This window comes from Acinetobacter dispersus (assembly GCF_009884975.1).
GTDB classification, from domain to species: domain Bacteria; phylum Pseudomonadota; class Gammaproteobacteria; order Pseudomonadales; family Moraxellaceae; genus Acinetobacter; species Acinetobacter dispersus.
In genome coordinates, this window is record NZ_CP041970.1 from 2,132,667 (window position 1) to 2,154,167 (window position 21,501).

General features: G+C 40.2%; 21 protein-coding genes. 11 read left to right on the forward strand and 10 right to left on the reverse strand.

Annotation, left to right across the window (positions count from 1 at the left end; genetic code table 11):
- Positions 1-160 precede the first annotated feature (160 nt).
- On the reverse strand, positions 161-814 hold the full coding sequence (locus tag FPL17_RS09700; protein ID WP_005150975.1) for a YiaD family glycine zipper/OmpA-like lipoprotein: 654 nt from the start codon (positions 812-814) through the stop codon (positions 161-163).
- Between the two features lie 389 nt (positions 815-1,203).
- On the opposite strand from FPL17_RS09700, the gene FPL17_RS09705 reads away from it, so the two are divergent.
- The 6 genes from FPL17_RS09705 (at position 1,204) to FPL17_RS09730 (ending at position 5,611) form a co-directional block, all read left to right on the forward strand.
- A complete protein-coding gene (locus tag FPL17_RS09705) occupies positions 1,204-2,121 on the forward strand; it encodes an acyltransferase (RefSeq protein WP_159884788.1) in 918 nt (305 codons plus the stop codon).
- 24 nt (positions 2,122-2,145) lie between these two features.
- Positions 2,146-3,204: a preprotein translocase subunit SecA gene (locus tag FPL17_RS09710; RefSeq protein ID WP_159884790.1), complete on the forward strand. Its 1,059-nt coding sequence runs from the start codon at positions 2,146-2,148 to the stop codon at positions 3,202-3,204.
- Positions 3,205-3,320: 116 nt separating this feature from the next.
- Positions 3,321-4,040, forward strand: coding sequence for a septum site-determining protein MinC (gene minC / locus FPL17_RS09715; RefSeq protein WP_151714990.1), 720 nt, complete (start codon positions 3,321-3,323; stop codon positions 4,038-4,040).
- A gap of 73 nt (positions 4,041-4,113) precedes the next feature.
- On the forward strand, positions 4,114-4,926 hold the full coding sequence (gene minD, locus FPL17_RS09720; protein WP_004805162.1) for a septum site-determining protein MinD: 813 nt from the start codon (positions 4,114-4,116) through the stop codon (positions 4,924-4,926).
- 2 nt (positions 4,927-4,928) lie between these two features.
- On the forward strand, positions 4,929-5,201 hold the full coding sequence (gene minE / locus FPL17_RS09725; RefSeq protein ID WP_004655180.1) for a cell division topological specificity factor MinE: 273 nt from the start codon (positions 4,929-4,931) through the stop codon (positions 5,199-5,201).
- Between the two features lie 122 nt (positions 5,202-5,323).
- Entirely contained in the window at positions 5,324-5,611 is a 288-nt protein-coding gene (locus FPL17_RS09730; protein ID WP_159884792.1) for a PA4642 family protein, read from the forward strand.
- On the opposite strand, the gene FPL17_RS18780 is transcribed toward FPL17_RS09730, so the two are convergent.
- Positions 5,608-5,778: a hypothetical protein gene (locus FPL17_RS18780; protein WP_167515348.1), complete on the reverse strand. Its 171-nt coding sequence runs from the start codon at positions 5,776-5,778 to the stop codon at positions 5,608-5,610. The genes FPL17_RS09730 and FPL17_RS18780 overlap by 4 nt on opposite strands.
- Between FPL17_RS18780 and FPL17_RS09735 the strand changes: the two genes are divergently transcribed.
- Positions 5,758-6,294, forward strand: coding sequence for a hypothetical protein (locus FPL17_RS09735; RefSeq protein ID WP_159884794.1), 537 nt, complete (start codon positions 5,758-5,760; stop codon positions 6,292-6,294). The two genes, FPL17_RS18780 and FPL17_RS09735, sit on opposite strands and share 21 nt — an antisense overlap.
- A 73-nt stretch (positions 6,295-6,367) precedes the next feature.
- On the opposite strand, the gene FPL17_RS09740 is transcribed toward FPL17_RS09735, so the two are convergent.
- Positions 6,368-9,439, reverse strand: coding sequence for a DNA translocase FtsK (locus FPL17_RS09740; protein WP_159884796.1), 3,072 nt, complete (start codon positions 9,437-9,439; stop codon positions 6,368-6,370).
- Between the two features lie 252 nt (positions 9,440-9,691).
- On the opposite strand from FPL17_RS09740, the gene trxB reads away from it, so the two are divergent.
- From trxB to FPL17_RS09760, 4 genes are all read left to right on the forward strand, one after another.
- Positions 9,692-10,642, forward strand: coding sequence for a thioredoxin-disulfide reductase (gene trxB / locus FPL17_RS09745; RefSeq protein WP_005190950.1), 951 nt, complete (start codon positions 9,692-9,694; stop codon positions 10,640-10,642).
- A gap of 118 nt (positions 10,643-10,760) precedes the next feature.
- Complete coding sequence (locus FPL17_RS09750; protein WP_159884798.1) at positions 10,761-12,317, forward strand: methyltransferase regulatory domain-containing protein; 1,557 nt, start codon at positions 10,761-10,763, stop codon at positions 12,315-12,317.
- Between the two features lie 87 nt (positions 12,318-12,404).
- Positions 12,405-13,136 (forward strand): leucyl/phenylalanyl-tRNA--protein transferase, encoded by a 732-nt coding sequence (gene aat / locus FPL17_RS09755; protein ID WP_159884800.1) that lies wholly within the window; start codon positions 12,405-12,407, stop codon positions 13,134-13,136.
- 28 nt (positions 13,137-13,164) lie between these two features.
- The gene (locus tag FPL17_RS09760; RefSeq protein WP_004805148.1) at positions 13,165-13,980 is read left to right on the forward strand and encodes an arginyltransferase; all 816 of its coding nucleotides are present in this window, start codon (positions 13,165-13,167) and stop codon (positions 13,978-13,980) included.
- Here FPL17_RS09760 and rimI read toward each other — a convergent pair.
- From rimI to rpsL, 7 genes are all read right to left on the reverse strand, one after another.
- A complete protein-coding gene (rimI, locus tag FPL17_RS09765; protein ID WP_216070842.1) occupies positions 13,966-14,427 on the reverse strand; it encodes a ribosomal protein S18-alanine N-acetyltransferase in 462 nt (153 codons plus the stop codon). The genes FPL17_RS09760 and rimI overlap by 15 nt on opposite strands.
- A 93-nt stretch (positions 14,428-14,520) precedes the next feature.
- Positions 14,521-15,405, reverse strand: a complete 885-nt coding sequence (locus FPL17_RS09770) for a metal-dependent hydrolase (RefSeq protein ID WP_151714996.1) — start codon at positions 15,403-15,405, stop codon at positions 14,521-14,523.
- Between the two features lie 224 nt (positions 15,406-15,629).
- Positions 15,630-16,511, reverse strand: a complete 882-nt coding sequence (locus FPL17_RS09775) for a metal-dependent hydrolase (protein ID WP_159884804.1) — start codon at positions 16,509-16,511, stop codon at positions 15,630-15,632.
- Between the two features lie 379 nt (positions 16,512-16,890).
- On the reverse strand, positions 16,891-18,081 hold the full coding sequence (tuf, locus tag FPL17_RS09780; RefSeq protein ID WP_004802222.1) for an elongation factor Tu: 1,191 nt from the start codon (positions 18,079-18,081) through the stop codon (positions 16,891-16,893).
- 92 nt (positions 18,082-18,173) lie between these two features.
- Entirely contained in the window at positions 18,174-20,312 is a 2,139-nt protein-coding gene (fusA, locus tag FPL17_RS09785) for an elongation factor G (RefSeq protein ID WP_004805140.1), read from the reverse strand.
- A 177-nt stretch (positions 20,313-20,489) separates the two neighbouring features.
- Positions 20,490-20,960, reverse strand: coding sequence for a 30S ribosomal protein S7 (gene rpsG / locus FPL17_RS09790; protein ID WP_005190966.1), 471 nt, complete (start codon positions 20,958-20,960; stop codon positions 20,490-20,492).
- Positions 20,961-21,119: 159 nt separating this feature from the next.
- A complete protein-coding gene (gene rpsL / locus FPL17_RS09795; RefSeq protein WP_004648013.1) occupies positions 21,120-21,494 on the reverse strand; it encodes a 30S ribosomal protein S12 in 375 nt (124 codons plus the stop codon).
- Positions 21,495-21,501: the final 7 nt, after the last annotated feature.

Sequence of the window (21,501 nt, forward strand, 5' to 3'; positions counted from 1 at the left end):
AGCACAATTATAGACATCTCTGTTTTAGAATCCCAATAGTAAATCTAGGGATATGTATAAATTATGATGCCTTACACAAATACCACGCCATAGCTTGTCGTCTATATTTATATGCAATAAAAAAACCACCCGAAGGTGGTTTTTTTAAATCAGTAAAAAATTACTGTTTTGCATAAATGCTGATTTCAACACGACGGTTTTGCTCTTTACCAGAAGCAGTTGTGTTTGAAGCGATTGGGTTAGCTGAACCTAAACCTTGCGCATCAATACGGCTACCTGCAATACCTTGACCAGCTAAATAGTTTTTAACTGATTGAGCACGTGCTTGAGATAATGGGATATTGATTGAGTCATTACCCGTGTTATCTGTATAACCTGTTACAAGGATCGCACTCTTGTTATCTTCACCTAAAGTTTGCGCTACTTTATTCAAAGTACCGTAGAAGTTAGGTTTGATGTTTGATTTGTTAGTATCAAATGTAATGCTACCAGGCATGATCAATTGTACAGAACCATCTGGGTTACGGCCTACTTCTACACCAGTACCCGCCATTTGCTCACGTAATTTTTTCTCTTTGTTGTCGAGGTATAAACCACCTGCACCACCAAGAATCGCACCAATTGCTGCAGCACGGTTGTTTTGCTTGCTTGAGTTTGCGTTACCCTTAGATACACCATAACCCGCAGCTGCACCAATTAATGCACCTAAAGCAGATTTGTCATACTCAACGCCGCCAATGTTATTACCTGTTGTTTGGCAACCAGAAAGTACCAATCCAGCCCCTACGAGTGTTGAAATTACTAATGCACGCATCGCGTAGCTCCTGTCTATGTATTTTGTTGTCTGGACAAATAATGAATGAGAAAATTAAGCTAGACCATTGATATTTTGTTAATAATAAACACTTTATTTATATTTTTGTAATATTTTGATGCATTTTACTTGAACAAAGCCACACAATCCCTTCATTGTTGTTGTTTTTAACATAAAAAATATTTTTAGAGACATTTGTCACAAAATACAATTTTACATTTTTTGGTTATCCAACAGAGAAAAATTCATAACTTTAGTTGAAAAAACAACCTAAACCACCTAAATATATAAAATTTGTCAGATCAGCCAAATATACAGTTGTATTTCAACTTCTGTTGTTTATAGTTGAACCATCTCTTTTCCAAATATCTGCACTCAAGGTTTGATTTATGTCTAACGCCAATAAAAAAGCGTCCTTATTGCAAAAAGTCAGTAAAGGATTAACCGTTAGTTCAGTCATCACAGGAAGTACATTTTTTCATGGCCCACCTGTACTGGCATTAGGTTTAACCAAATTATTTAAAAAATCTGCAAAAGTAGACGAAACCAATATTCAGATTACCAACAGTTGGTTAGGGGTAAATAACTGGTTAATTGACAATGTATTGCCAGATTTACACTGGGATATCAGTATAGATAAAAACCTCGATCTTAATTTACAAGGTCGATATCTCATGATGTGTAATCATCAAAGTTGGGTCGATACGACAGTGAATCAATACTTTGGCTTAACCCGTATGCCACTGACCCGCTTTTTCACCAAATGGGAACTTATTTTTATTCCTTTTGTGGGGCAAGCTTTCAAAATTTTGGGCTTCCCGATGATGAAGCGACATACCAAAGAACAAATTGCCAAAAATCCAGAACTTAAATCACGCGATATGCTTGAAGCACGTAAGGCGTGTGAACAATTACTTAGCCAGCCTTTTACTTTATTGAACTATTTAGAAGGCACACGTTTTACCCAAGAAAAGCATGCAAAACAACAATCACCTTATCAAAACCTGCTTAAACCCAAAGCTGGTGGTTTGGCTTTAGCATTGAATATTCTCGGCAATCAAATTGATGCTTTTGTAGATATGACCATTGTTTATCCTGATGGTGCTCCTGGTTACGGCGAGTTTTGGTTGGGAGACGTATCACGTATTGCTGTAGATTTACGTAAAATAGATATTCCAGAGTGGGCACTCAATGGTAATTATGAAGATGACCCGGTTTATCGTGAACGCTTCCAAAAATGGGTGGATCAGATCTGGACTGAAAAAGATCAGTTAATCACACAAATGAAATCCAAGTATCACCAATAATCTCCTTAGGGATTGAGCACAAACATGACCCAGCAGGACTCAGGAAAAAACTCTAAATATAGCTATGTCAATCCGAGCAGTAAGTTCTTCAAGCTGTTCCTTGTCTATGACATTTTCATGGTGTTTATTATTGTTTTTAATTTGTTCTGCTTAGGCATGAACTTTTTCTTGATGAGTAATATTGGTGCATGGTTTTTTAATACCATTCACCTTGCAAATGTACTTGAATTCTATCGTACTTATTTACACCCTTGGGTCATTATCACTGAAGCTTGGTTTATCATCTTTTTGATTGCGGAACTATCTATTCGCTGGTTTCTTTCAATCGTACAAAAACATCATGCACGTTGGTGGTTCTTTCCCTTTATTCATTGGTACGAAATCATTGCCATTATTCCGCATTTCCGTTTTCTACGACTATTTCGTGCGGGAATTATCGCCTACCGACTGCATGAACTAGGCTATAAGGTCGTACCAGATGGGATTCGAGTCAAAGCTCTGTTTTACTATCGTGTCGTGATGGAGGAGCTTTCTGATCGTGTTGTCATTACGGTCATTGATGGCATTCGACATGAACTTGAAACCAGTTCAAGTCATAAAAAAATTATCCATGATCTGGTTGATCATCATCGACAATTGTTTACTGTAACGCTTTCTTCAATGTTGCAGGAATCTTTAGCGACTGCTTTACAGCAACAACAACCAGTGATTACTCAAAAAGTAGGTGTCATTGTCAATCAAGCCATTGAAGATACGCCTGAACTGACGCAATTATTGCGCTTGATTCCAATTGTTGGTGGCCGAATCGAACAACAAATACAAAGTATTGGACAACGTTTAGGTGAAAATATTAGTGCAGGCTTAATTGAACCCTTTACTTCAGGTTCATCTCAAAGACCCAATGAAAATTATCAATTCATTGCAGAAAAAGTCAGCGAACTGAATATTGATAATCAGTACTTAGAAGAATTGGTCGAATCAGTAGTATTTGAAAGCCTTGAAGCGATTCGAAAACAAGTAAAAGTAAAGCAATGGCAGCAAACTTTGCAAGAATATGATCAATTGGATAAAAAAGCAGAGTGATTACAAGAAAAATTACCAATCAAGCTAGAGAATTCGTGTAATTTGTTCTAGCATTTGCTTTTATTTACAACTGCTTTAACACAATAGAGCGCTTAAAAAGCCCTGAAGGATAAATTATGGCTGATATACGGATTACGGGCAGAATGGTGAATTTTAGTCGACTGACTTTCGACACAAATGACCATAATGCAATCCGACAGCAACTTACCAGCACGCTGAATGAAGGTTCTTATCTCGGAACATTAGTCATTATAGACAGTACCGTTGAGCAAGAGCTCATTGCATTAATTCAGCTCTTAATCGATTTAGGTTTACAACCCATGGCTGTGATTGATGGCATTTTGGGTGATGAAGCACGTGCGATTCAATTCCCTGTTCTTCCTACAGATCAACCGTTACAACGGATCAAAGCATCAAAAGAACAAGTGGTTGATCATGCTCCTACAAAAGCAGCCGATGATTCAGCAATACAAACACCACAAAAAAATACATCGAATGCGTATATCACCTCTTATCATGATGAGATTTTGCGGACAGGCCAATGTTTGGTACAAGATCAGGGCGATATTATCTTAAATGCTGGCATGAATAGTGGATCAGAAGTGATTGCATCTGGAAATATTCACATTTATGGTAATGCTCGTGGTAGAGTCATTGCAGGTGCAGGTGGACAAGCTGCGGCGCGTATTTTCTGCCATTCGCTCGAAGCAGAATTAATCTCTATTGCGGGGACCTATTGTGTAGCAGATGATATTCCTAAAGATATGATCAAAAAGCCTGTACATATTTATTTAAATAACAAGCAAGAACTTGAATTTGAAGCCTTGCAGTTTTAATTTAACGAAAGAAGTTTTAAAAGCACCAATAAGCCCTTTTAGGGGCGTATGACCATAAATAGGAGTGGATTCGGTGGCCAAAATTGTTGTCGTAACGTCAGGCAAAGGTGGTGTAGGTAAAACTACAACAAGTGCATCTTTTGCAACAGGTTTAGCCCTACGTGGTCATAAAACTGTTGTGATTGATTTCGATGTGGGTTTACGTAATCTTGATTTAATCATGGGCTGCGAACGCCGCGTAGTGTATGACTTTGTCAATGTCATTAATAATGAAGCACGCCTACAACAAGCACTCATCCGTGATAAAGAGATTGAGAACTTATACATTCTCCCAGCATCACAAACGCGTGATAAAGATGCCTTGAGCGATGAAGGTGTTGCACGTGTGATTGATGAACTTTCTCAAGAGTTCGATTACATCATCTGTGACTCACCTGCTGGTATCGAGCGCGGTGCAATTTTAGCAATGTATCATGCTGATGAAGCAATCATTGTAACAAACCCTGAAATTTCATCAGTACGTGACTCAGACCGTATTATTGGTATGCTGGACAGCAAGACCAAAAAAGTTGAACAAAACGAAGGTCGTATTCGTAAGCACTTATGTATTACACGTTTTAACCCAGAGCGTGCTGATAAACAAGAAATGCTTACGATCGATGATATTTCGAAAGATATTTTACGTGTGCCAACTTTGGGTGTCATCCCTGAGTGTCCGAGCGTACTTCAAGCATCAAACGAAGGTAAACCAGTGATTCTGTATACAGAAGAAAAAGCTGGACAAGCTTATGATGACTTAGTGGCTCGCTTCCTTGGCGAAGACCGTCCTTATCGACACATTGCAGTACAGCCAAAAGGTTGGTTAGCTAGACTATTTGGAGCGTAATTATGGCAGGATTCTGGAGTAAACTTTTTAGCAGTGATGAAAAACCATCAAGTGCACAAACTGCCAAAGATCGTTTAAAGGTAATTGTTGCCTCTGAACAAGGTTTAGGCCGTCGCCTAGGCCAAGACAAAATCGACCAGATGAAAAAAGAAATCATGCAGGTTGTGAGTCGTTATGTTCGTGGTGTGGATGAACAGCATATTCAAATGCAGGTTCGTTCAGAAGCAAATATCGAAATGTTAGAAATGAATATCAATTTACCTGAAGATCGATAGAAGTTTTTTCATTAGCGATTTTTCGCAAATAAAGGCAGAATACGCGGGTGGATTTGGAAAGTAGGACTTTCCCCACTTCAAGTATTTTGCCTTTATTATTTTATAAGACTGAGGAGATTGTCATGGCATTATCACAGCCAGCAACTTTCAATGAAGAATGGTCAGATGAGCGTGTGTTTGCCTACCTTAACCAACTTCCTCCAACTGGCGTAAATGCTGACTTTCATGTGCTCTATCATGCATTCAAACATATGCGTCCAAATGACTATGAACGCTTAATCATCCAGTTTTTGGCTGATGGTCGTAATCTCAATGCAACCAATCCTGAAGGCCAACGCATTCACGATGTGATTGCACAGTTCCCACGCCAAAAAGATGGTTTCTTGGAAGTCTTGGCAAAATTTGCCTAATTGCTTTCCCCAATAATGCCATATGATTTATCTGTGCTATCGCTATCAGATCTTAATGATGTGGCATTATCTAAAACCACCATGTCACCAATTTGTTGTAATTTATTAAAATAAAACCAAAACAATTCTATTTTCAAAGAAAGACAATGACAGACACGAACAATCATTTAATTGAATCACCTCCAATAAAATACCATGTTGCTGATCTTAAAATTATCAGCATGAAACGATTTATTATTTTATCCATCACTTCTTTTGGCTTATATCAAACTTGGTGGATGTTTAAAGCATGGCGTTTTTTTGCGATTAAAGATAATTTAAATATTATGCCTGCGCTACGTGCCATTTTTTCAATCTTCTTCTTATACGCACTGTTTAATAGGATTCAAGGCTATGCCCAAGAAAATGGTTATACACGATCATTCTCAGCCGCATGGATGTTCGCTGGCTACCTAGTAGTGACATTTGCCTCCCATTTGCCTGATCCTTATTGGTTGATTGCCCTATTCAATTTCATTTTCTTGATTCCTGCTTTTGTCACATTGAATTATGCCAAAACACACGCTGATCAAGTGAATAGCGTCATCCAAGAAAAGTTAAGTACTGCGCATCTAGTGATGATCATTTTTGGTTCGCTATGGTGGTTGCTCGTACTTGCAGGTTTAGTTATGGGAGTTAGATAAAATCCCTTCGCCTCATACAAGACAAATAAAAAAAGCCTCTATTGACTAGAGGCTTTTTAGCAAAGAGTTTTGATTAAACCAAAATATCACGCTTACCATTGGCACCCATGGAACTCACAATGCCATTCTCTTCCATTTGGTCAATAATGCGGGCGGCACGGTTATAGCCAAGACTAAATTTACGCTGTAATGATGATGTTGATGCTTTACGTGTTTCTAGGACAAAGGATACACATTGATCGTAAAGTGCATCACGACTTGGGTCACCATCACCATCTTCAAAACCACGAGATGTTGGTTCTTCATCAAATGGCGTGAGAATTTCATCAACATAATCGGGCTCACCACGTTCGCGCCAAGCATCACAAATACGGTTGACCTCATCATCACTAATAAAGGCACCATGCACACGCTCAGGCTCGATTTTACCCGGTCCTAGAAACAGCATATCACCATGACCGAGTAAGTCTTCTGCACCACCTGCATCGAGAATGGTACGCGAGTCAATTTTACTGTTGACACGTAATGCAACACGGGTTGGAATATTGGCTTTAATCAAGCCTGTAATGACATCGACCGAAGGACGTTGAGTTGCAAGTAATAGATGGATACCCGCTGCACGCGATTTCTGTGCCAAACGCGTAATCATTTCTTCCGCTTTTTTACCGACTTGCATGATCATGTCAGCGAACTCATCGGCAACAATTACAATTGATGGTAATGGTGCTAAACGTGGTGCTCGCTCGCCCACAACAGAATCACTGGCTTTCCATGTTGGATCAATGAGATCTTCACCATTGGCAATCGCTTCTTCGACCTTACGGTTATAGTCACTTAACTTACGAATTTTCAGGAATGACATCAGCTTATAACGGCGTTCCATTTCATTTACACACCAATTTAGCGCGCTGACGGCATCTTTCATATCCGTAACAACAGGCGTTAACAAATGTGGAATATCGTTATAGTTAGCTAATTCAAGCTGCTTTGGATCGATCAAAATTAAGCGTAACTGATCAGGTGTGTATTTCAGCAACATCGAAAGAATCATCGAGTTGACTGCAACCGACTTACCTGAACCTGTCGTTCCCGCAACCAACATATGCGGTGCTTTGCCGAGGTCAGTAATTACTGGATTTCCTGAAATGTCTTTACCCATCGCCATAGAGAGTAAACCCGCAGGGTCTTCAAAAGCTGGCGTTTTCAATAACTCAATCAAGCGTACCATTTCACGGCTGCTATTCGGTACTTCAATTCCGATATACGGTTTACCCGGAATTACCTCAACCACACGAACAGAAGCCATCGACATAGAGCGGGCTAAATCACGCGAAATATTGGTCACTTTTGAGGCTTTCACCCCTGGTGCGAGATCCAGTTCAAAACGGGTAACGACTGGGCCAGGTTGCGCCTCTACCACCTGTGCTTTCACATTAAATTCTTGTAATTTAATTTCTAAAAGCTCAGAAAGACGTGACAATTGTTCAGCAGTGAAATTGACCTTTTTATTTGGATCCACATTATCAAGCAGCTCTAGGCCCGGCAAGGTTGGCAAATCAAGACGTTTTTTCGCCACTTGCATCGCACGCGACATCGGACGACCAAACGCATCTGTTAACGGTGCATCTAGGTCAAAATCATCTTCAATCTCTAAATCAGATTCAGGCTCTGCCTTACCTGCAGTTTCTTGCCAAGCTTCAATGAAAGCTTCTTTAGACAAGGTTTCTTTTGGTGCTGACTTAACTTCAATAGGTGCCTTCACGAAAGCAGACGATTGCGCATAACTGGTGGTACGCGGACTGCTATTTTCATGCTCATCTTCCACGAGAAGATCATTAAAATCATCTCGTTCTTCATTAACGCTATTGTGGGTTTCATCTTGAGTTGGAGATGAATATGACTGCGTTGTTATTTCTGTTGATCGTGCAGACTCAGTAATTAGAGCTTCGATATCCGCTTCAAATTCAGCTTCAGGCACATGATGATTTGGTGCTGCTACAGGCTCTTGGGTAAATGGCGTATGCAAATCTGTTGCTGTCTTACTATTCGGTACCGCAGCCAACAACTCATCAAAGATTTGATCATCATTCCAATCTAAATTGCTTATATTTGCTTGTTGCGTTAACGAATCTGTACGTGCCGCAGGCGCATAATGCGTAGCAGCATTGGCTGAATCATCTGCAGCTCTTAATAATGCATCAATCTCTTGTTTATGGCTCGCATCGTCATGTTGCAATGCACGCCATACCTCACCCGTTTGCACTAAACGTTGACTTTCTGTCTCAAACTGATGAGCTCGCTGTAGTGTCTGTTCAAAATCTTCAACCTGCTCTACAGCTTGTGGTTGGGAATTGTGCTGTTGCTCTTTCGCAACCACATCGGCAAATAATTTTTCAGCCATTAATTGATGATGTGAATCATCAATTTTAATCAGTTTTGCCTGAACTTGATTCGCTTTAGCGTCATTGGTCTCTGCTACAGGAGCAGGCTCAGTTTGTACTTTACTCTTAATTGCTGGTGTATCGGCTGCGGCTAATTGCTCAGTCAGGTCATATGCAGACTCATGCTGTGGCACATTTTTATAGAATAAATCTTGTAAATAGGCCGGTGTATTTTTCAGAGTGATCCAGGTCTTGTTCCACTGAATCCCAAAAGCCAACGTAAGCAATAAAATACTGAATGCCAGTAAGAAAAGGGTTGCACCATAAATCGTTAATAATTGAGATAAACTCCGCCCCAACTCATAACCAATGATACCGCCTGCTGCATTATCCAAGGTATCCGCTGGTGTATTCCAATGTAAATACAGTAAGCTTGAAATTGAAAGAATCAAGAAGAATTGGGCAGCATAACGAAATGGACGGTTTAAAAAGCTTCTTGGCCACCAGACCTGAATAGCCTCGATGAATAAGAATAGTGGGATGAGCAAACTCGCCCAGCCCAAAAATCCAAACAGTAAATCTGCGATCCAAGCACCTGCTACACCACTTGCATTTGAGACCTGCTGGGTATCACTGGAAATATGCATCCAGCCCGGATCAAATGGTGTATAAGTCACTGTGGCAAGAAATAAATAAATGCCAAAAGAAATCAAAAATAATGTCATTAAAAAGCGTTGTGCATAAACACTTGACACCGCAGTCATATACAGTCCTGTAACCCAATTCGTTATTTGTTAGTATCTTTTAAGGTCTAAATTACCTTAATCAATAAGTTTTATATTATGCACTCGTTCTTACAAAAAAGATGCACGATTGTTTACTGTTGTTGTTAACATCCTGCTCGGATATAGCTCAATTCGATTGAGTTAATCAGTATTATCCCGATGGATTTAGCCCACTCCCCTTCGGATTCACGTATAATTTTAGCAGTTTTGATATAAAAAGGATGTTCTTTAATGAGCGCTCGTCACTCACGGTTAATTATTTTGGGTTCTGGTCCTGCAGGTTATAGCGCAGCAGTCTATGCAGCACGTGCTAACCTTAAGCCAACACTGATTGCGGGTTTACAATTAGGTGGTCAATTAACAACGACTACTGAAGTTGATAACTGGCCAGGTGACCCAGAAGGATTAACCGGTCCTGTACTTATGGAGCGTATGCAGGCTCATGCAGAACGCTTTGGTACAGAAATTGTCTACGATCATATTAATGAAGTAGATCTTCAAACTCGTCCGTTCGTGCTCAAAGGCGATATGGAAGAGTACACATGTGATGCGTTGATTATTGCAACAGGCGCGACTGCACAATATTTAGGTCTTGAATCTGAAGCTGCATTTATGGGTCAAGGCGTGAGCGCATGTGCTACCTGTGATGGTTTCTTCTATAAGAACCAAAATGTCATGGTTGTTGGTGGTGGTAACACTGCGGTTGAAGAAGCACTCTATCTTTCAAATATCGCAGCGCATGTCACACTGGTTCATCGTCGTGACAGCTTGCGTTCTGAAAAGATCTTACAAGACCATCTTTTTGCCAAAGAAAAAGAAGGCAAAATCAGCATTATCTGGAACCACCAAGTGGATGAAGTCTTGGGTGACAAAACTGGTGTAACCGCAGTTCGTATTCAATCGACTCAAGATGCAAGTACACAAGATATTCAAGTTCAAGGCTTGTTTGTTGCAATCGGACATAAACCGAATACGGGTATGTTTGATGGCCAACTTAACTTACGTGATGGCTATATCCAAGTACATAGCGGTACTGCGGGCAATGCAACAGCTGCATCGATTGAAGGTGTATTTGCTGCGGGTGACGTTGCAGATAGTATCTATCGCCAAGCGATTACCTCTGCAGGTTCAGGCTGTATGGCAGCATTAGATGCAGAGAAATATCTCGATAATTTAAACTAATCGGGCCAAAATTTAAAAACCACCAGACATTGGTGGTTTTTTTATGCCTGCATCCCTACAATCAAAAAATGATGACTTTTTGAATGTACATTTTTTAGATAATTGATAGGGTAAATAAATGACAACAACATGGACCAATGGCTACCAAACTGAAGTAAATTATACCTACGGTTATTATCGAGACCTCAGCCCGAATTTCCAAAAGTTTTGCTTATTACTCAATGGTATTGATAGTCCCGACTTTCAGGAAAATCAAACACATTGTGAACTTGGTTTTGGTCAAGGTGTCAGCATCAATATTCATGCAACCTGTAACGAAGCAAAGTTTTATGGCACAGACTTCAATCCTGCTCATGCAGCACATGCCAACCAATTAGCAGAACACAGTAATACTGAGCATTATTTTTATGATGATAGCTTTGAAGAGTTGCTGAATCGCCAAGATTTGCCCATGTTTGACTCGATCAGTTTGCACGGCATCTGGAGCTGGATCAGCTATGAGAACCAGCACATTATTTTAAAATTTATCCGTAAATTTTTAAAACCCAATGGTATTGTCTATATCAGCTATAACTGTGTCACAGGTTGGGCTGCCAATATGCCAATCCGTGAGCTGTTCCATAGCCACTTCAAATTCAATAGCAAAAGCACCAATCCTCTACAAAAGGTCAGTGAAGCCCTCAGCTTCAGTGAAGACCTACTTAAACAAAATCCAATTTTTGCACAACGCAATCCCAATGCCGTACAAAAAGTCGCTGATTTAAAACAGCAAAATCCGAATTATTTGATTCATGAATATTTAAATCAAGATTGGCAATGTTTTTCTTTCCAGCAAATTGTACGTATTTTAGATGAAATCAAACTATCTTATGCAGGTTCAACCGATCTAAGTACTCACTTAGATAACATCAATTTTTCAGAACAACACCAAGCTTTTTTGAATGCGATTGAGCACCCAATTTTCAAAGAACAATGCCGCGACTATTTTGCCAACACGCAATTTAGACGTTACCTATTTATTCGCGGTAAAAACAATTTAACCCCATTACAGGTGCAAGAGCGACTGCGTAACACAGCTTTTGTATTGCTCACAGCTAAGGAACAACTTCCAACCAATATCAATGGCTTATTAGGCACCTTTAATTTAATCGAGGAAATCTACACGCCAATTGGTGATAAATTCGCACAGGAAAACTATCGACCGCTGACGATTGCCGAATTAGAACAAAGTTTCCCACAATTAAATTATGCAAAGATCCTCAATGCTCTAGTAATTTTGTCTCACTTAGGCTTGGCTCAACCTTGTCAAAGATTAGAGCCCAAACAAGAAACATTGCAACAGTGTCATCGCTTAAATCATTATTTACTCAAACAAGCCAGTTTTCATCAGAATTATAGTGTTTTGATTAGTCCACTTACCGGTATTGGTATTCCAACTGAGCATTTCCATCAATTGTTCTATCGTGCACATTTTATTGATGGCTTAGCGTCAGCGAGTGACTTTGCACAATATGTTCAAGATGTCATCAGTCAACTGAATTGGTTGGTCTTGGACAGTGACGGAAAAACCGTTACTGATCGAGAAAAAAGTCTCGAAATTATTCAAGCCAAAGCACAGCTTTTCTTGGATAGTAACAAACTACAAATTGCTAAACAGCTACGCTTATTTAATTAAACTCGCAAAGGGAATGACAATGCCAAAGATTGCCATTCCCTACAACTTCAGTTAGCTTAGAATCATTCTTATTTGCTTTTTCTGATCATGCAACAGCTTCCTCCCTCACAATATATATTCCCCAATCCAATTGAAGCAGATCCAGAAGGTCAAGGATTTATCTGCATCGGCGCAGACCTTTCACCCTCAACCTTATTTGAAGCCTATACGCATGGCTTATTCCCTTGGTTTAATGAAGACGAGCCAATTTGCTGGTGGAGTCCTGAACCACGTTGCATTATCGAGCCACATGCTTACAAACCAAGTAAATCTTTAATTCGAAATATGAAAAAGCATGATTATCGAATTACCATTAATAATGCTTTTGAAGACGTGATTCGTTCTTGTTCATTGCCTCGGAGCTATGCCAATGAAACATGGATTAGTGAAGATATCATTGCAGGCTATTGCGCCTTGTTCCAAGCAGGATATGCGTACAGTGTTGAAGTCTGGCAGCAAGATAACTTGGTTGGCGGACTCTATGGTGTCAGTATTGGCAAAGGCTGTTTTGGAGAGTCCATGTTTAGTACTGAAACCGATGTTTCTAAGATGGCTTTCTATACTTTAATGCTGATTGGGCAAGAAAATCAGTTACCGTGGATTGATTGCCAATTGGTCAATGATCACCTTTTAAGCCTCGGTGCGAGTACACTTTCTCGCCAAGCCTACCTTAAATCGTTACAAGATGTAATTATTGCCCCCTCTATCAATTGGAAAAGTTATCAAGAACGTGTATTTTCAAGTAAAACAATAGCAGTTTTTGCAAAATTAGACGGTTAACGGATGAACACCTTGGAGGGACAGATTAATGAAATCATATCAACCCAAGTCCCTTTTAAATGACTTACAGTACTATATTACGCCACCGCACGACTGCAGTTATCTTGATAACAAATCAGCCCGAATGGTGTTCCTAGATCCAATTCACCGTATCGATGTGGTGACTTTGTCAGAACTTTCTCGTGTTGGTTTTCGTCGTAGCGGTGATTTTGTCTATCGTCCTGAATGTCACTTATGTCGCCAATGCTTATCTTGCCGTGTTCCCGTTCAAGAATTTAAAATGAACAGCAGCCAAAAAAAGGCATGGAAACGCAATCAAGATTTGCAAATGAGTATTTTGCCGACCTCGCAAGCCACTCAACAACACTACGACTTATATGAACGTTATATCAATGAACGTCACTCAGATGGTGATATGTATCCTGCCAGTCTTGATCAGTTTGAAAAATTTCTGGTACATAGCTGCACAGAAAGTTTCTTTATTGAACTTTGGAAAGACCAAAAACTGATTGGTGTTTCAACTTGTGATTTGATGGATGACGGACTGTCAGCCGTTTATACCTTCTTTGATCCAGATGAACAACGCCGTTCTTTAGGTGTGTTTGCGATCCTTAAACAAATCGAATATGTACGTACATTGAACCTAGACTATTTATATCTAGGCTACTGGGTGCCACATTCACCCAAAATGAATTATAAATCGCAATATACGCCACTCGAATTATTGCTTGATGGGCAATGGCGTCGACTCAATCGCCCACTCTCTGAAAATGAGATCCATCAACTTGGAAATTCATTGATGAGTACGCTACCTTCTGAGTGGAATAATTTAATTATTAAATAACGCTGCAAAATCATCAGTGCATGTTTTGACCATAATCACAGCATGCTCTCTTGAACCATCGGGGTTTGGATAATAATTTTTACGCAAATCTATTTGGTGAAAACCTGACTTTTCATACAAACGAATTGCGGCTGTATTGCTCTCACGAACTTCCAGAAAAATCTGGATCGGATTATTTTTTAATTGCTGTATTGAACTTTCTAATAATTCATAACCCAGTCCTTTGCCCTGTTGGCTTGGGTGAATCGCCATCAACAATAAATTCGCTTCGTCCAAAACTGGCTGCAAAATACAGAAACCCACCACTTGATTGGCTTGCTCATACACCGTACATTGATAAGAGGCGAAAGATTCCTGAAACTGCTGCTTCGACCATGGATGTGTTTGAACTAAAGCTTCAATTGCAGAAATACGATCTAAATCTTTTTCTTGCATCAATCGAATCACGATCTGCTACTCTATAAAATACTGCTGCAGATTATCAGCAATTTAAAGCAAAATTTGAATAAAAAAATGGGCAGTTTTGACTGCCCATTGAAGTTAACTTAGATTAAAACCCAACTCAGCACGCCATTTATTCAGCAACGCAGTCGTATCTTGATCGTTTGGATGAAATTTCGGTCTTAAAAAATCCAATAAGGTTGGGATTTGGCGAGTCATAAAGCCTTTATAGCCATACATGAATTTGATCATGTATTTGGTATCACGCCATGTTAATTTGCCATCAGTTCGCAAAAGTTTCGCTGTGAAATAAGATTGAGTGATAAAGATCAAACCCATCGCAATAACCAAAGCCAATGAACGCATAAAATACGCTTTAGGACCTTGACCATACATCGCTTCATAGACATCAAAGGCAACTGCCTTATGTTCATTTTCTTCTACTGCATGCCACATCCATAAGTGATACATGGTTTGATCCATAAACATTGCTTGGATGTCTGGATTGCTTAATAGTTCTTCTGCAATAGTGGAAGTAAAGTGCTCTAAGGCACACGTTCCAGTAAGCCCAATCATCTCTTTACTAAAACCAAATGGTTTTAGTACTTTTGAAGCAACGCCTATAGTGCGATTAATCAGACGTCCAGTTTGAGCCTCTAACTCACGAACATCATAACCATAAGCTTGAGCCGAGGCATTAAAAGCCAAATGCTCTTTAGAATGCATCGCTTCTTGACCAATAAAGGCACTAATCTCTTTCTGCAGCCGCTGATCTGCCAATTTAGGGTCATTACGTACTGCACGGGTACTATTTACAAAGAATTGCTCACCTTCAGGAAATAGTGCCGAAAGCGCAGTCATAAAATGTGTGAGTGCAGCATCGCCATTGGCCCAATAACGTGGCACTTCACCAAATTCAAAATCCATTCGGCGTACGGGAAAGCTGGCACCAGCACGGTTTGAAATATTAACTTTAGCATTCATACCCTGTTCTCCTATACGATGAATACGCTTTATTGATTATTTTCTATACTTTATTTATACGCCCTTTTCAGCGCATCCAATAAGTGCAGATAAGGTCATAAAAGCATCATCTTAGGACATGTCGCCTTACTCAAAATTCTGTATGAAATGAAAGGTTAAAAATAAAAAAGGGGACAAAATTTATTGTCCCCTTTTCAGGAATTTCGAGTAAGAATAGGAAGGATTTACAGACCTAATTTTGCCTTCCAATCTTGCAGTAATTGCACAGTATCTAAATCATTTGGATGGAAACCAGGCTTGAAGTACGCCAACATTTCACCCGCCATTCCAGAGATAATTCCTTTCGACGGACTATAGGCATATTCATAAATCATACCTAGCTCTTTGAGATTTAATTTTCCATCATCTTTCAATAATTTCAATACGAATGAAGATTGAGTCAAGAAAATTGCAACCATCGAAACAACCAGTGCAGTATTGCGTAATGCATAGGCCTTTACGCCACGACCAAAAATTTCTTCATACACATCATAAGCAACTGCTTTATGTTCATTTTCTTCTACCGCATGCCATAACCACATATATTCCATGGTCTTGTCTTGCATTAATTCTTGAATATGCGGATTACGCAATAATTCTGAAGCAATGGTTGCAGTAAAATGTTCGAGTGCTGTGGTTGCAGTCAAATCCACCATTTCTTGTGTCATGCCAAATGGCTTAACCAATTTAGCAAATAGTTTACGGCCGGTTTGAATCACGACACCTGTTCTTCGTTCAAGTGTCTCGACATCATGACCATACTTCTGAGCTGAAGCATTAAAGTTGACATGCTCTTGAGTATGCATCGCCTCTTGCCCAATAAAAGCACTGATTTCTTTTTGCAGCTTTTCATTGTCTTTAATGGCTGGGTGATAACGTACAGCACGCACTGAGTCGATAAAGAGTTTTTCACCATCTGGAAATAGTGCAGATAAACCTGTCATAAAATGAGTTAATCCAGCAGAACCACTGACCCAATATTCAGGAACTTCATTAAAATCAAAATTCATACGACGTACTGGGAAACTTGCACCTGCACGATTCGAAACATTCACTTTAGCATTCATGCTGCCTACTCCTTTTCAGTGGAATATCTCCACTGAGTACTTTTGTTCGTTTTCTTGAGTTTTATATTACGGTTTTATGCGAATCAATTAAGTGCAGTTTAGGACAGCGTGGTATCAGTTTAGGACATGAGGAGGAAATTTTAATTAATTATTAAAATTTCCGACGCAAGAGAAAAAAGAAAACCAATGAAACTAATTTTCTGACGTAAAGGAAAAATTTAATTAAGTATTAAATTTTTCGACGCAAGAGAAAAAGAAAATCAATGAAACTACTTTTTGAGCTAAAAGAAAAATTTAATTGAATATTTGATTTTAGATATAAGAAAACTACAGACATAAAAAAACACCCCAGAGGGGTGTTTTTTATCACTCTAAGCGATTATGCAGTTACTTTAGCAACAACACCAGCGCCTACAGTACGACCACCTTCACGGATCGCAAAACGTAGACCTGGGTCCATTGCGATCGGGTGAATTAATTCTACTGACATCTCAACGTTGTCACCAGGCATTACCATTTCTACGCCATCTTGTAATTTGATCGCGCCAGTTACGTCAGTTGTACGGAAGTAGAACTGTGGACGGTAACCGTTAAGGAATGGAGTATGACGACCACCTTCTTCTTTAGAAAGTACGTATACTTCTGCATCGAATTTAGTGTGCGGCTTGATTGTACCTGGCTTAGCAAGTACTTGACCACGTTGTACGTCTTCACGCTTAGTACCACGAAGAAGAACACCACAGTTCTCGCCTGCACGACCTTCGTCAAGCAATTTACGGAACATTTCTACGCCAGTTACAGTTGTCTTAACAGTATCTTTGATACCTACGATTTCAACTTCTTCACCAACTTTTACAATACCAGCTTCTACACGACCAGTTACAACTGTACCACGGCCTGAGATAGAGAATACGTCTTCGATTGGCATCAAGAATGCTTTGTCGATAGCACGTTCTGGTTCTGGAATGTAAGAATCAAGTGCAGCAACTAAATCAATTACAGCTTTCTCGCCATAAGGACCGTCGTTACCGTTTAATGCTTGAAGAGCTGAACCACGGATGATTGGAGTGTCATCACCTGGGAAGTCATAAGTAGAAAGAAGTTCACGAACTTCCATTTCTACTAATTCAAGTAACTCTTCATCATCAACAAGGTCACACTTGTTCAAGAATACGATGATGTAAGGTACACCAACCTGACGTGAAAGAAGGATGTGTTCACGAGTTTGTGGCATTGGACCATCAGTCGCAGCACATACAAGGATCGCGCCGTCCATCTGAGCAGCACCAGTAATCATGTTTTTAACATAATCGGCGTGGCCCGGGCAGTCTACGTGAGCGTAGTGACGGATTGGAGAATCGTATTCTACGTGTGAAGTATTAATTGTAATACCACGTGCTTTTTCTTCAGGAGCTGAGTCGATTTGTGAGTAATCTTTCGCTTCACCGCCGTAAGTTTTTGCACAGATAGTTGCAATCGCAGCAGTTAAAGTTGTTTTACCATGGTCAACGTGACCAATTGTACCCACGTTTACGTGTGGTTTATTACGTTCAAACTTGGCTTTAGCCATGATGATCTTCCTTTATAAACTGCTCATGAGGGTCGCCCATGAGCACTTGGTTTTTTAACTAAATTTAGTTGGGTAATATAGTAATCGAAAGATTACTCGTCGTCACCTTTTTTACCGCCAGCTTGGAACTTAGCGATGATGCCTTCAGCCACGTTACGTGGTGTTTCAGCGTATTTAGCGAATTCCATAGAATAAGTCGCACGACCTTGAGACATAGAACGCATTTGAGTCGCGTAACCAAACATCTCAGCCAATGGAACTTCTGCTTTAATTGCTTTTGTTCCACCAGGAAGATCATCCATACCTTGAACCATACCACGACGACGGTTTAAGTCACCCATGATATCGCCCATGTAGTCTTCTGGAGTTTCTACTTCAACTTTCATGATTGGTTCAAGAAGGATAGGATCCGCTTTCATGAAACCGTCACGGAAAGCGTATGAACCTGCCATTTTGAACGACAATTCATCAGAGTCGACATCGTGGTAAGAACCATCAAATAATGTCGCTTTGATACCCACAACAGGGTAACCAGCCAATACACCATTCTTCATACGTTCTTGAATACCTTTATCAACCGCACCAAAGAATTCTTTAGGTACTGTACCGCCGACAACTTCTTCAGCGAATTGGTATTCTTTACCAGCTTCTTCAACATCCATAGGCTCTAAACGAACATATACATGACCGAATTTACCTTTACCACCTGTTTGACGAACAAACTTACCTTCTTGTTCAACAGACTTTTTGATCGTTTCACGGTAAGCAACCATTGGTTTACCAATGTTCGCTTCAACACCGAATTCACGCTTCATACGGTCAACGATGATGTCAAGGTGAAGCTCACCCATACCAGCAATAATTGTTTGACCAGATTCTTCATCTGTACGAACGCGGAACGATGGATCTTCTTTAGCCAAACGACCTAAAGCAATTGACATTTTTTCTTGGTCAGCTTTAGTTTTTGGTTCAACAGCCAATGAAATTACTGGCTCTGGGAATTCCATACGCTCAAGTGTAATGATGTTTTTCTCATCACATAATGTATCACCCGTAGTAACGTCTTTAAGACCTACACACGCTGCGATATCACCTGCACGGATTTCATCAAGATCTTGACGTTCGTTCGCATGCATTTGCACGATACGACCGATACGTTCACGCTTAGATTTAACTGGGTTATAAACCGGATCACCTTGTTTAAGAACACCAGAATAAACACGTACGAATGTTAAGTTACCTACGAACTTATCGTTCATGATTTTGAACGCAAGTGCAGAGAACGGAGCTTCGTCAGATGCTTCACGAGATGCTTTAGTTTCATCTTTGTCGTCAAGAATACCTTCAATTGCTTTAACTTCTGTTGGAGAAGGTAAGAATTGAATTACAGCATCCAACATACGTTGAACACCTTTGTTCTTGAACGCTGAACCACAAAGCATAACTTGGATTTCAGATGCTAAAGTACGAGTACGTAAACCAGCGATGATTTCTTCTTTAGAAAGATCGCCTTCTTCTAGGTACTTGTCCATTAACTCTTCAGATGCTTCAGCCGCAGCTTCAACCATCTTAGTACGCCATTCGTTCGCAGTATCAACGAGGTCAGCAGGAATATCACCGTATTCGAACTTCATACCTTGAGATGCTTCATCCCAGATAATCGCTTTCATTTCGATGAGGTCAACAACACCTGCAAACGTATCTTCTGCACCAATTGGCACAACGATAGGAACAGGATTACCGCCTAGACGAGTTTTAACTTGATCAACAGCACGGAAGAAGTTTGCACCAGTACGGTCCATCTTGTTCACGAACGCTAAACGAGGCACTTTATATTTGTTCGCTTGACGCCATACAGTTTCAGACTGAGGTTGTACGCCACCAACAGCACAGTAAACCATGCACGCACCATCAAGAACACGCATAGAACGTTCAACTTCGATTGTGAAGTCTACGTGTCCCGGTGTATCGATTACGTTGATACGGTGTTGTGGGAATTGGCTACTCATACCTGACCAGAAACAAGTCGTTGCAGCAGAGGTAATTGTAATACCACGCTCTTGCTCTTGTTCCATCCAGTCCATTGTTGCTGCACCATCGTGTACTTCACCAATTTTGTGAGATACACCTGTGTAGAACAAAATACGTTCTGTTGTAGTTGTTTTACCTGCGTCGATGTGCGCAGAAATACCGATGTTACGGTAATTACTAATCGGGGTTTGGCGAGCCATGATGTCTACATTCCTAAATGTTATTTTTAAAACAGGACGCATCAATTAAATTGATGCGCACGAATATCCAAGCAGGCAACTTAAATACCCGCAAAGCCCCCACTTTGATAGAGAGCGATGTTGAATCGAGCTGCGGTACGCATGAATATTCTCCTGATTAGGGACTGTTTTATCCGCTTAGAAACGGTAGTGAGAGAAGGCTTTGTTGGCTTCAGCCATACGATGCACGTCTTCACGTTTTTTGATCGCTGAACCTTTACCTTCAGCTGCATCAAGCAACTCACCAGCAAGACGTAAAGCCATCGTTTTTTCAGAACGCTTAGCAGCAGCATCTACTAACCAACGCATAGCTAAAGCAGTACGACGGGATGGGCGTACTTCCATAGGTACTTGATAAGTAGCACCACCAACACGGCGTGCTTTTACTTCAACCATAGGACGAACTTTTTCAAGAGTAGTCTCGAAAAATTCAACTGGGTCTACTTTGTTTTTTTCTTGAACGCGGTCTAAAGCACCGTAAACGATACTTTCAGCAATAGATTTTTTACCATCTTGCATTACGTGGTTCATGAATTTAGCGATTGTTTGGCTGCTAAATTTTGGATCTGGAAGGATCTCACGAGCAGCGACTACGCGACGTCTTGGCATTTTAATACACCTAATAATATGACACTTCAGGATAATCCAGCAGTTTGTACGAGTGTCATGTACTTTCGCTGGCCTTACTATACGTCGCTTGAATTACAAAACTATGAAGAATTCAAACAAGCGAAACGCTAAAGGGTTGCTTGGACTAGTTTCCTAGAATTACTTCTTAGGACGCTTAGTACCGTATTTAGAACGTGACTGGTTACGATCTTTAACGCCAGCACAGTCTAAAGAACCACGAACGGTATGGTAACGTACACCTGGTAAGTCTTTAACACGACCACCACGGATAAGAACAACACTGTGCTCTTGTAAGTTATGACCTTCACCACCGATATAGCTAGATACTTCAAAACCTGAAGTTAAGCGAACACGGCAAACCTTACGCATTGCTGAGTTAGGTTTTTTAGGTGTAGTAGTATAAACACGTGTACATACACCACGACGTTGCGGACAAGCCTTCAACGCAGGAACTTTAGATTTTTCAATCAAAGTTGTACGACCCTTACGGATCAACTGATTTGTTGTTGCCATTTGGCAA

Coding starts and splice junctions, on each gene's coding strand:
- FPL17_RS09700 (WP_005150975.1), bottom strand. CDS start 814: ATGCGTGCATTAGTAATTTCAACACTCGTAGGGGCTGGATTGGTACTT.
- FPL17_RS09705 (WP_159884788.1), top strand. CDS start 1,204: ATGTCTAACGCCAATAAAAAAGCGTCCTTATTGCAAAAAGTCAGTAAA.
- FPL17_RS09710 (WP_159884790.1), top strand. CDS start 2,146: ATGACCCAGCAGGACTCAGGAAAAAACTCTAAATATAGCTATGTCAAT.
- minC (WP_151714990.1), top strand. CDS start 3,321: ATGGCTGATATACGGATTACGGGCAGAATGGTGAATTTTAGTCGACTG.
- minE (WP_004655180.1), top strand. CDS start 4,929: ATGGCAGGATTCTGGAGTAAACTTTTTAGCAGTGATGAAAAACCATCA.
- FPL17_RS09730 (WP_159884792.1), top strand. CDS start 5,324: ATGGCATTATCACAGCCAGCAACTTTCAATGAAGAATGGTCAGATGAG.
- FPL17_RS09735 (WP_159884794.1), top strand. CDS start 5,758: ATGACAGACACGAACAATCATTTAATTGAATCACCTCCAATAAAATAC.
- FPL17_RS18780 (WP_167515348.1), bottom strand. CDS start 5,778: ATGATTGTTCGTGTCTGTCATTGTCTTTCTTTGAAAATAGAATTGTTT.
- FPL17_RS09740 (WP_159884796.1), bottom strand. CDS start 9,439: ATGACTGCGGTGTCAAGTGTTTATGCACAACGCTTTTTAATGACATTA.
- trxB (WP_005190950.1), top strand. CDS start 9,692: ATGAGCGCTCGTCACTCACGGTTAATTATTTTGGGTTCTGGTCCTGCA.
- FPL17_RS09750 (WP_159884798.1), top strand. CDS start 10,761: ATGACAACAACATGGACCAATGGCTACCAAACTGAAGTAAATTATACC.
- aat (WP_159884800.1), top strand. CDS start 12,405: ATGCAACAGCTTCCTCCCTCACAATATATATTCCCCAATCCAATTGAA.
- FPL17_RS09760 (WP_004805148.1), top strand. CDS start 13,165: ATGAAATCATATCAACCCAAGTCCCTTTTAAATGACTTACAGTACTAT.
- FPL17_RS09770 (WP_151714996.1), bottom strand. CDS start 15,405: ATGAATGCTAAAGTTAATATTTCAAACCGTGCTGGTGCCAGCTTTCCC.
- FPL17_RS09775 (WP_159884804.1), bottom strand. CDS start 16,511: ATGAATGCTAAAGTGAATGTTTCGAATCGTGCAGGTGCAAGTTTCCCA.
- tuf (WP_004802222.1), bottom strand. CDS start 18,081: ATGGCTAAAGCCAAGTTTGAACGTAATAAACCACACGTAAACGTGGGT.
- fusA (WP_004805140.1), bottom strand. CDS start 20,312: ATGGCTCGCCAAACCCCGATTAGTAATTACCGTAACATCGGTATTTCT.
- rpsG (WP_005190966.1), bottom strand. CDS start 20,960: ATGCCAAGACGTCGCGTAGTCGCTGCTCGTGAGATCCTTCCAGATCCA.
- rpsL (WP_004648013.1), bottom strand. CDS start 21,494: ATGGCAACAACAAATCAGTTGATCCGTAAGGGTCGTACAACTTTGATT.